Annotated in this window: 11 protein-coding genes and 1 pseudogene; 3 read left to right on the forward strand and 9 right to left on the reverse strand. The window is 65.9% G+C overall.

Going from position 1 to position 10,361, the window contains the following annotated elements; genetic code table 11:
• Positions 1-108 precede the first annotated feature (108 nt).
• Both PVW46_RS04595 and PVW46_RS04600 read left to right on the forward strand, forming a co-directional pair.
• Positions 109-483 carry a hypothetical protein gene (locus PVW46_RS04595; RefSeq protein WP_069211686.1) on the forward strand — a complete coding sequence of 125 codons (375 nt, stop codon included), beginning with the start codon at positions 109-111 and terminating at the stop codon, positions 481-483.
• Positions 480-1,337 carry an alpha/beta fold hydrolase gene (locus PVW46_RS04600; protein WP_069211685.1) on the forward strand — a complete coding sequence of 286 codons (858 nt, stop codon included), beginning with the start codon at positions 480-482 and terminating at the stop codon, positions 1,335-1,337. Before PVW46_RS04595 ends, PVW46_RS04600 begins: the two co-directional genes overlap by 4 nt.
• Here the strand turns inward: PVW46_RS04600 and PVW46_RS04605 are convergent, their stop codons facing one another.
• From PVW46_RS04605 to PVW46_RS04625, 5 genes are read right to left on the reverse strand one after another with little or no spacing between them, the layout of a single operon-like run.
• On the reverse strand, positions 1,338-2,240 hold the full coding sequence (locus PVW46_RS04605) for a LysR family transcriptional regulator (RefSeq protein WP_069211684.1): 903 nt from the start codon (positions 2,238-2,240) through the stop codon (positions 1,338-1,340).
• Between the two features lie 55 nt (positions 2,241-2,295).
• Complete coding sequence (locus PVW46_RS04610; protein WP_069211683.1) at positions 2,296-3,474, reverse strand: muconate/chloromuconate family cycloisomerase; 1,179 nt, start codon at positions 3,472-3,474, stop codon at positions 2,296-2,298.
• Between the two features lie 60 nt (positions 3,475-3,534).
• A complete protein-coding gene (locus tag PVW46_RS04615) occupies positions 3,535-4,404 on the reverse strand; it encodes a dioxygenase family protein (RefSeq protein WP_069211682.1) in 870 nt (289 codons plus the stop codon).
• A 39-nt stretch (positions 4,405-4,443) separates the two neighbouring features.
• A complete protein-coding gene (locus PVW46_RS04620) occupies positions 4,444-4,965 on the reverse strand; it encodes a flavin reductase family protein (protein WP_069211681.1) in 522 nt (173 codons plus the stop codon).
• On the reverse strand, positions 4,962-5,531 hold the full coding sequence (locus tag PVW46_RS04625) for an FAD synthetase family protein (RefSeq protein WP_069211680.1): 570 nt from the start codon (positions 5,529-5,531) through the stop codon (positions 4,962-4,964). The genes PVW46_RS04620 and PVW46_RS04625 overlap by 4 nt, the downstream gene beginning before the upstream one ends.
• A 218-nt stretch (positions 5,532-5,749) precedes the next feature.
• Here PVW46_RS04625 and PVW46_RS04630 point away from each other — a divergent pair, with 218 nt between their 5' ends.
• Positions 5,750-7,318: a 4-hydroxyphenylacetate 3-hydroxylase N-terminal domain-containing protein gene (locus PVW46_RS04630; RefSeq protein WP_069211679.1), complete on the forward strand. Its 1,569-nt coding sequence runs from the start codon at positions 5,750-5,752 to the stop codon at positions 7,316-7,318.
• Positions 7,319-7,351: 33 nt separating this feature from the next.
• Here the strand turns inward: PVW46_RS04630 and PVW46_RS04635 are convergent, their stop codons facing one another.
• The 4 genes and pseudogenes from PVW46_RS04635 to PVW46_RS04650 form a co-directional block, all read right to left on the reverse strand.
• Entirely contained in the window at positions 7,352-8,239 is an 888-nt protein-coding gene (locus tag PVW46_RS04635; RefSeq protein WP_069211678.1) for an NAD(P)-dependent oxidoreductase, read from the reverse strand.
• Complete coding sequence (locus PVW46_RS04640; protein ID WP_069211677.1) at positions 8,232-8,891, reverse strand: dienelactone hydrolase family protein; 660 nt, start codon at positions 8,889-8,891, stop codon at positions 8,232-8,234. Before PVW46_RS04640 ends, PVW46_RS04635 begins: the two co-directional genes overlap by 8 nt.
• 55 nt (positions 8,892-8,946) lie before the next feature.
• A complete protein-coding gene (locus PVW46_RS04645; protein ID WP_069211676.1) occupies positions 8,947-9,921 on the reverse strand; it encodes a TAXI family TRAP transporter solute-binding subunit in 975 nt (324 codons plus the stop codon).
• Positions 9,918-10,361: pseudogene (locus PVW46_RS04650) on the reverse strand (C4-dicarboxylate ABC transporter permease); the annotation flags it as partial. The pseudogene PVW46_RS04650 and the gene PVW46_RS04645, both read right to left, overlap by 4 nt.

Raw genomic sequence — 10,361 nt, forward strand, 5'->3', positions numbered from 1 at the left:
CGGGGCAAAGCGCTATGGGTGACCTTTGGTATCGCGCCATACCGCGGCCAGCATTGCCTTGCTGGCGGCAAGGTCCGACATAGTCGCAAACGCCAGAGGAGGGTCACCATGCAGGACAAACTGGAACACATGAGACAGGAGCTGGCCGAGCGGCCAGACCTCTTGCGCCTGGGCGCGCTCTTCTCGGAAACCGTCCTGCTGGAGGTGGACGCGGCGGAATACTACCTGACCTTCGACAAGGGCCAGCTGACGGCAATCACCCCCGGGCCCAGCCGCAAGACCCCCTGGCGTTTTGCCCTCCGCACCGACGCAGAGGCATTGGCCGCTTTCTGGGAACCGCTGCCCCGCGCGGGCTTTCACGACATCTTTGGCCTGGTCAAGATCGGCCGCGCGCGGATCGACGGAGACATCCTGATGCTGGTCAAGAACCTCCGTTTCTTCAAGGAATTCCTGGCCCTGGGACGCGCGGAGGTGGCAGCATGAGCATCGAGGCCATCACCGGGCGCTATGTCACCGTGACCGTCGCGGGACGCCCCCAGCGCATCTATTTCGAAGAGGCCGGCAGCGGCACTCCCGTCCTGTGCCTGCACACTGCAGGCGCCGACACGCGGCAATGGCGTCACCTGATGAACGACGCCGCCGTGACCGAGACTCACCGCCTGATCGCCTTCGACATGCCCTGGCACGGCAAGTCCCTGCCGCCCGAGGGGTTCGAGCGCGAGGAATACCTGCTGACGACTGAGACCTACATCGACACGGTGCTGGCCCTCATGGACGCGCTGGAGCTGGACAGGCCGATCCTTGCCGGCTGTTCGATGGGCGGACGCATCGCGCTGCAACTGGCGGCATTGCACGGCGACAGGTTCGGCGGCTTCATCGCCATCGAGGCGTCGGACTTTCAACCGGCCTGGTATGACATCGACTGGTTCGACCGGCCCGATGCCCACGGCGGGCAGATGGGCGCGGCTCTTGTCTCGGCGAATATCTCGCCCCATGCCCCGAGTACGGAACGCTGGAACACGCTGTGGATGTTCATGATGAGCGGCCCCGGTGTCTTTCGCGGCGACCTGAGTTTCTACACCCGCGACGATAGCCTGATTGACCGTCTCGACCGGATCGACACCGCGCAAACGCCGGTGCACCTGCTGGTCGGTGCCTATGACCTGACCTGCACCCCCGAGGACGCGCGCCGCACGGCCAAGGCCATCCCCGGCGCCACGATCGAGGTCATGGAAGAACTGGGCCATTTCCCGATGAGCGAACATCCCGAGGGTTTTCGCCCCTTCTTCCTGGATGCGCTGGCCCGCATGAAGACCCGACAGACCGACGCCGCCTGATCAGCCCATATCCTTCCGGACCCTGCGCGCGAATTTCTGCGCCAGGGTCTGGAAGTTACGGGTATGGACCCCCTGGTTGTCGCCGCGCACGGCAAAGGAAATCGCCGTCCCCGGGTTGAACCCCTCGTAAACCCGGAACACGACGCCATGCCGGTCCGATTGCGAGACCGAGCGCGGCACGACCGAGATGCCAACCCCCACCGAGACCAGCGACACCGCCGTCTGGTAGTCCTGCGCCAACACTTCGGAGGCGGGAATGAACCCTTCCTTCTTGCAGATCTCGATGATGTGGTCGGCAAAACTGGGCCGCGGGCGGCGCGGGTACAGCACGAATGTCTCGCGCTTGAGATCCGCCAGCGCGATGCGGTCCTGCCGGGCCAGGTCGGATTCCTCGGGAACCGCTAGGATCAGCGGTTCCTCGTGGATCGGGAAACAGCGGATCTCGTCGTCTTCCAGTGCCGGGCGCGCAAAGGCCACATCGATCTGGCGTTCGATCAGGGCCGTCTTCAGCTCGGCGTTGTTCATTGCCGACAGGGCCAGTTCGATGTCCGGATAGAGATTGCGAAACTCGCGGATCAGCTCTGGCAGCACGCCGTGACTGGCCGAGCCGATGAAGGCGATGCGCAAGCGTCCTGCCGCGCCCTCGCCGATCCGGCGCACCTCGCGTTCGGCCTGTTCCATCCGGTCGAGGATGTCGCGCGCTCGGGTCAGCAGGGCGTCGCCGGCCTGGGTGCGCCGGATCGCGCTGCGCGAGCGGTCGAACAGCGTCACGCCCAGTTCCGCCTCCAGCTGAGCGATCTGGCGACTGAGCGGCGGCTGGGCGATGCCCAGACGCGTGGCGGCACGGCCGAAATGCAGTTCCTCGGCCACGGCCACGAAATAGGTCAATCGCTTGAAGTCCACGGCACTCCCCCCTTGGACCAACATCATCGGCCCGGCGGGGCGTGCCGACAAGGGATCATGCGGCGCGCACCGCCTCGCGCAGGCGGTCCTCGTCCAGATGCACGCCCAGGCCCGGCCCCTCGGGGAGGCACAGTTCAAAGTTCTCGAATTTCAGCGGATCTCTCACGATCTCCGACACATGCAGGCGCGGGCCGAAATGTTCGCAGCCCCAGTGCAGGCGCGGCAGGCTGGCAAAGACCGCCAGGTGTGCCGCCGCCCCGATGGATCCTTCCAGCAGGCACCCGCCATAAAGTTCCATCCCCGCGGCCTCGGCCACGTGCGCGGCCTGCCCCAGCGCCAACAACCCGCCGCTCTTGACCAGTTTCAGCGAATAGACACTGCCGCAGCCCATGTTGCCTGCGCGGGCAATCTCGCGGTGGGTAAAGGCGGCCTCGTCCACCATCAGCGGGATCGGGCTGTGCGCGGCGACCCGGGCCATGCCCTCGAAGTCATCGCCGGGGAGCGGCTGTTCGATCAGGTCGACGCCCAGTTCCTGCAGGTGCGGCAGGTAGCGGCGGCAGGCGGCCTCGGTCCAGCCCTGGTTCACGTCGACGACCAGCCGCCGCATCCCCGGCACGCCCTCACGCAGGCGGGTCAGGCGGCGCATGTCCTCTTCGGGGCTGGCAAAGCCAAGCTTGATCTTGAAGTCCCGGTGTTCGCGGCGGTCCAGCTTGTCCTGCGCCTCGGCCACCTCCTGGTCCGCATCGCCCGAAGCCAGCGCCCAGAGCACCGGCACGCGCGACCGCAGAGCACCGCCAAAAAGTGTCGCCAACGGCACGTCCAGCGTGCGGGCGAGCGCGTCGAAGATAGCGGTTTCCACCGCTCCCTTGGCGGAATTGTTGCGAAAGGCCGCCCGCCCCATGCGGACCGCCGCCTCGGCGGGGTTCGAGGCGGAACAGCCCTCCAGCGCCGGGGCAAGATAGCGCAGGATCACCGACTGGATGGATTCCACCGACTCCTCTGCCCAGCGAGGCCCGCCCAGAACCGCCGCCTCACCGATGCCCTCGATGCCGTTTTCCAGCCGCACCCGGACCAGCACGAATTCCCGGGTCGAGAACTCGGTGTTGGACAGACGGTGCTTGCGAATACTGGGCAGGGCAAGGATGTCGGCCCGGATCTCGCGGATCGCCGTCTCGCGGGCCAGGTCACGCCCGGCGGCAAGAGTGTCGACGATCTGGGCAGCGGTTTGCGCCATGTCAGGTTCCTTCTACTGGCAAGAAACGGGCGCTCCGCAGAGCGCCCGAGGTGGGGAGGATCATTCGGCGGCAACCGCCTCTGCCGCGGCTGCCGGTTTCAGGCGGAAATCGAACTGCATGACCAGGTCGGTATCCGCGCCTTCGGGCGCCGGGGTCATGTCGCCGATCAGGCTTTCCTTGACCGCGAACACCGCATCGTTGTCCAGGTATTCTGTCTCACTGTCGTAGATCTGGCTGATGAGCGGCTTGTAGCCCTCTTTCGAGATCATGAAGTGGATGTGCCCGGGCCGCATCGGGTGGTGGCCCATGTAGTTGAGCAGTTCACCCGCCGCGCCATCATAGGGGATCGGATAGGGTTCGGGACGCAGGCCCACGAATTCATAGCTGCCGTCGGCCTCGGTCAGGAAACGCCCGCGCAGATTGTAGTCCGGCTGATCCGGGTCCTGCTGTTCATAAAGCCCGTTCGGCGCGTCCTCCCAGACGTCGATCCGCACGCCCTCGATCGGGTTGCCGGCCACGTCGACGATCCGACCGGAGACGCGTACCGTCTTCTGGTTGTCGAAATCCTTCTGGACGATGCTGGCGCCCTTGGGCAGGACCGGCGGGTTCTCACGGTAAAACGGTCCCAAGACGGTGGATTCGCTTTCGCCATCGGTCACAGTGTTGTCCAGCATGTCGACCAGCACCTCGACACCTAGAATGTCGCAGATCAGGATGAACTCGTTGCGGGCCTCGCTGGAAATCTCGCCCGCGCGGCGCATCCATTCGCAGCCTTCCAGCCATTCGCCGTGCGTCAGGTTCACTTCCTTGGCGAAGGCGTGGAAATGCTTGATGGCGGCGGTCATGATCTCGCGGTTGCGGTCGGGGATGTCGGGCTTCATCGCCCCGGTGACGGCTTCGGTGATGTTGTCGAGTGTGATGTTACGCATGTCGGTCCTCCCATTGCGTGATGATGTTCTTTGCCCTGCTCACCAGATCGCCTCGGCCAGGGGATCGCAGAGCTCTGGCGCCGGTGCCTGCCCGGCGACGGCGCCGAAACGCCCCTTGTAAAAGATCAGCGGACGGGCGCCCGGATCGGTGGCGATGTTCCGGACATGGCCCAGGAAAACCGTGTGGTCGCCGGCCCGGATCTCGTTCGCGATGTCACAGGCGCAATGGGCCAGCGCGCCCCGGATCACCGGCAAGCCACCCAGGGTTTCGAAGGGATTGGCCAGGTCCTCGGCGGGACGCCCCGCGAAATGCCAGGCCAACCCTTCCTGCCCCTCGGCCAGGGTGCTGACGCTGAACTGCCCGGCCACTTGCAACAGCGGCAGGATCCTGGCGCGCTCTCCGATGGATATGGCGATCAGTGGCGGGTCCAGCGAGATCGACATGAAGGCATTGGCCGTCATGCCGTGGTCGCCGTCGGCGTGCCGCGTGGCGATGACGTTAACGCCGGTGCCAAAGAGACCGCAGGCGTCGCGCAACTGGCGGGGGTCAAGCGTGCTCATACCCGCACCTCCCGCGGCGCCGACATGGGGCGCAACAGCGTCTCGGCGGCGGCCAGGTCCCCGGCGGCGCGCAGGCCGCGGATGCGGGTGCTGGAGACCACCTCGCCCGCGGCGCAACGCACAGGGGTTTGCAGGTCTACGTCGAACCGCTGCGCCAGCAGGGTCACATCCCCGGCCTGTTTGCAGCCAAAGCGAAAGTCGCCGCCGACGCGGATCTCCAGCGGGCGGAGCCATGCCAGCCGATCCATGAACGCCGCAGGGGACAGTTCCCGCAGCGCCTCGTCAAAGGGCAGAACGACAAGGTGATCCGGCCCCAGCGCTGTCAATCGCGCCAGTTTCTCGTCCAGCGGGCAAAGCTGGGCGGCGCGTCCGAAAAACACCTTGGGCGGTGGATCGAATGTACAGACGACAGAGGCAACCCCCAGCTCCTGCGCCCGCCGCACCATGCCTGCGATCAACTGTTGATGGCCCGCGTGCACCCCGTCGAAGGCCCCGATGGTGACCACGCTGGCCCCGAGGCGCGGCATCGCGGCGTGACACCGGGTGGTCGGGTTCAGATCGAACATCCTGGTTTCCTCCTCCTGTGCGTCCCTCCCCTGGCACGCACCCTTTTCGCGTTGATCCCACCCTAGCCGCGCCAGCACCGGTCAGGCGATACCCGGCCCGGTATCCGGTGATACCTAGCCGGTCGGCCCCGCGATGCGCAGGCTGTCTGTGCGGCAGGGCACGATCGACGCGCGACCCTGCACAGAACACATCAGGTGCATTTGGAGGAGGAAACGCCATGCCCAGAGATGCGATCGCCGGAGGCGCAACAGAGGTCTTTACCGGACAGGAATTCCTGGAAAGCATCCAGGACAGCCGCGAAATCTACATCTATGGAGAGCGGGTCAGGAACGTCACCGAACACCCGGCCTTCCGCAATTCGGCGCGGATGGTTGCGCGCTGGTACGACACGTTCCACGCAAAGCGGGACATGATCGGCGTCCAGGCCGACAACGGCACCGAGAACGTCACGCACCCCTTCTTTCTGGGGTCCAAGACCAGTGGCGACCTGGTCAAGAGCCGCGACGCCATCGCCGAGTTGCAGAAGGTCTCATACGGCTGGATGGGCCGGTCGCCGGACTACAAGGCCGCCTTCCTGGGGACTCTGGGGGCGAATTCCGGCTTTTACGGAGAATACGCCCAGAACGCGCTGAACTGGTATCACAAGACGCAGAACCGCCTCGACTACTGGAACCACGCCATCGTCAACCCGCCCATCGACCGTGACCGCGCCATCGAAGAGGTGCGCGACGTCTTCATGCATGTCGAAAAGGAAACCGACGCGGGCCTGGTGGTCTCGGGCGCCAAGGTGGTGGCCACAGGTTCGGCGCTGACGCACTACAACTTCATCGCGCATTACGGCATCCCGGTGAAGGACAAGGAATTCGCCCTGATCTTCACCGCGCCGATGGATGCCGAAGGCGTCAAGCTGATCGCCCGGTCGTCCTACGAGTTCAACGCAGCCGCCACCGGCTCGCCCTTCGACTACCCGCTGTCTTCGCGAATGGACGAGAACGACTCGATCCTCGTTTTCGACAAGGTGCTGGTGCCCTGGGAGAACGTCTTCGTCTACGGCGACACGGACAAGATCAACAGCTTCTTCCCGGCCTCGGGCTTTGTCCCGCGCTTTACGCTGCACGGTCTGACCCGGCTGTCGGTCAAGCTGGACTTCATCGCCGGGCTGTTCTCGATGGCGGTCGAGGCGACGGGTTCCAAGGATTTCCGCGGCGTGCAGACGGCGGTGGGAGAGGTCCTGGCCTGGCGCAACCTGTTCCACGGCCTCAGCGACGCGATGGTGAAATCGCCGATCCCCTGGGAGGGCACGGACGGGTTCAACCTGCCCAACACCAACGTGGGCCTCGCCTACCGGGTCTTTGCGCCGATGGCCTATGGCCGCATCAAGGAGCTGATCGAACGGCATGTGGCCTCCGGCCTGATCTACCTGCCCTCATCGGCGGCCGATTTCGAAAGCGACGCGATCCGCCCCTATCTCGACCGTTTCGTGCGCGGGTCGAACGGCTATGCCGCCATCGACCGGGTCAAGCTGCTGAAACTGCTCTGGGACGCGATCGGGACGGAATTCGGCGGACGGCACGAACTCTATGAGCGCAACTATGCCGGCAACTACGAGAACATCCGCATCGAAACCCTGCTGACCGCCACTGCGACGGGCGACCTGGCCAACCTGCAAGGCTTTGTCGCGCAGTGCATGGGAGAATACGACCTCTCCGGCTGGACGGGCAACGATCTCATCAATCCCGATGACATCAACCTTGTCGGGCGCGGCATGACGCAGAGCTTCGGCTGACACATACGGGGTGCGGGCCGCCGCGGCCCGCGCCTACCCCTTTTGCAAGCGTTTCAGGTATTCGCGCGCGAACCACAGGTGATCCGGCACGTCGCCCTCGGGCAGTTCCAGCCCGGTGGTGGCCAGCGCACGCTGCCAGTTCGCCGCAGCGGCGGACATGCCCCCGTCCAGGCCCATGTCCGACAACATGCGTGCCGCCTCGTCCATTTCCGCCCCGCGCCGCACGCCATGCACAAGGCTGCGTTCAAAGTTGTAGGCGGCACGGCTGGGCACGTCGATCTTGGGATGCCCCTCCTTCAACGAGGGAAAGACCTCGTCCTCGACCCCTGCGGCCACAGCCGCCAGCACGCATTCCGCCGTCAGCGCCTCCATCCCCTTGACCATGATCGAGCGCACCAGCTTGATCGACGAGGCCCGGCCGACCGTGTCCCCCGCGACCTTCACGTTCATCGGCAAGGCCTGCAACAGTGGTGCGACCTCCCGTGCTTCCGGCCCGGCCAGCAGGCAGGGCACCATGTTGCGTTTGGGATAGACCGGCGCCATGACCGCCACGTCCAGATAGCGCCCGCCCGCCGCGATCACCGCCCTGGCGGCGCGCGCCTTGGAGGCCGGCGCACAGCTGTTCAGGTCGCACCAGAGCGCACCATTCGGCAGGTCAGGCGCATAGGATTCTGCCGCCGCAACGGCCTGGTCGGCGGTCACGGTGCAAAAGACCAGGTCCGCCCCGTCCAGCGCCTCGGCGGCGCTGGCGCAGGCGGTGACACCCAGTCGTGCGGCCCGGTCGGCGATCTCCGGCGCGGTGTCGGCGGAGGCCGACTTGATGTCATAGGCCCGGACCGACGCCGCCCGCCCGGCGCCCCAGCCTTCGACAAGGGCAGAGGCCGCCTCTCCAAGCCCGATGAAAGCGATACGTTCAGACATGGCGCGCAATGAACTCCGCTGTTCTGTCATGGGCCAGCTCGGCGGCCTCGGGGACATGATCGGCGGGCCGCGCCTCGTTGGCAAAGGCATGGCCGGCGTGCTCGTAGGTAAAGACCTCCATCCCCGGCCAGTAGGCCCGTGCCGCCTCCAGCATCTCGGGCGGAACATGGCTGTCCTCTGTCCCCCAGTGCCCCTGCACAGGCGCCACCAGCGGGGCGGTCTGGTAGGCATCCAGCCGTGTTCCGTAAAAGGACACCGCGCAGGCCACGGGCAACCCTTGCGCCGCCCGCAATGCCAGCCCGCCGCCCCAGCAAAAGCCGATCACCGCCACCTTGCCACCGCGCGCTGCCAGCATCGCAATGCTCGCCTCGACGTCCATCATCACCTGCTCCGGGTCCGAGGCCAGCATCAGGTCCCGCCCCCGGGGCGCCTCGGAAAAGGGGATCACCATGCCCTTTGCCTGGCGGTCGAAGAGCGCGGGCGCCGCCACGTCATAGCCCTGCGCCGCGTAGCGCGCCGCAACCGCCTTCAGCTGGTCCGTCACGCCAAAGATCTCTTGCAGGACCACGATCCCGCCCTTTCTTTGGCCCTCGGCCTCTGCCAGCCAGCAGTCCAGCACATGGCCGTCCCCGGCCGTCACCTGGGTCATCATGCCCGTCCCTTTCCTGTATGATCGGCGCGCGGAACCGGCCCGCGCGCCGTCCCTGTCATTGACCGACCGCGATCCCGGCTTCTTCGAAATATTTCAGCGCGCCGGGGTGATAGGGCACCTCCGAGGCCGGGGCCATCGTCGCGGCATCCGCGCGGGCAAAGGCGCCAAAGCTGGCCTTGAGCGCCTCCTTGCCCTCAACCACGGCCTTGGTCATCTCGTAGACAAGGTCATCGTCCACGTCGCCATTGGTCAACAGTACCCACGGGATCGCCATCAGGTTGGCGCCGTAATCCTGCAGCCCGTTGATCTTGTCGTTCTGCGGCAGGGACACGATGTTGCCCGCCGGCAGGAATTCCTTGAAGGCCGCCTGCCCTGCCTCGGATTTGTCCAGCGAGATGTAGCAGAGCCCGCCACGGTCCTGCAGCTTGACCGCCGCCTGTTGACCGGCCCCCGAGTTCAGGCTGACCAATGCCACATCGACCAGCTCGTCCCCCAGCGCGTTGATGCCGGCCACGAAACTGGCCACCGGCACCTGCTGGAAATCGTTATAGCCGAGGCCCGCATTGGCAAGGCCACCGGCGATATAGAAGGGGATGATGGTGGACGAGGTATATTCGGACGCGATGCGCAGGTCCCCGGCCTGTTCCTTGAGTTCCGCGACAGAGGTCAGGCCCAGGTCGCAGGGCGCCATGATCGAGGTGGTCAGCGGGAACATCGTGCCCACCAGCCGCATGTTGGGATGGGCGCGGTCATAGTTTCCGGTGCCGGTATAGGCATATTCCGCTTCGACCCCGTTAGAGAACCCGAAGTCCACCTCGCCCGAGTTGATCAGTGGCAGGTAGCCCACCAGCGGCTGGGTCCGGGCGATGATCCCCGCCTCGTTCGCCACCTTGGCCACCGCCTGCCCGGTGTTGTAGGCCAGCGATCCCTGCGCACCGCTGGCCACCGTCACCACCTGTGCCGTCGCCGCCCCGACGCCAAGCGTCAGCGCAAGCGCGCCGCCCAGCATCGTTCCCTTGAGACATGTCATGTCGTTCTCCTCCCTTGATTTGTTTTTTCACCTGCGCGGGCGCGCAGTCTCAGAACCACGGCCAGCGCGATCACCGCCAATGCCGCCGGAATGTGCCAGGCCGCCGCGCCGGGCAGGAACCCCAGCGGCAGGGTCACGATCCCCAGCGCCACCAGTCCCAGCCGCAGGACCATGGACAGGCGATTGCCCCAGAATCCAACGATTCCGGCGGTCACCGCGCCGACCCCGATCAGCGCAAGCCCCAGGTTCAACGCGATCCCGGCCCAGCCGCCCTGCATCAGGATCTCGGGCGTGGCGACAAAGACAAAGGGCAGGATGAAGGCCGCCCAACCCACCCGCATCGCCGCCAGCCCGGTGCCAAGCGGATCGTCCCTGGTGATCGTCGCGGCGGCAAAGGCCGCCAATGCCACGGGCGGCGTGATCATCGACATCATGCCGAA

Origin of the sequence: Mameliella sp. AT18 (genome assembly GCF_028807275.1) — a bacterium.
GTDB classification, from domain to species: Bacteria; Pseudomonadota; Alphaproteobacteria; order Rhodobacterales; family Rhodobacteraceae; genus Antarctobacter; species Antarctobacter albus.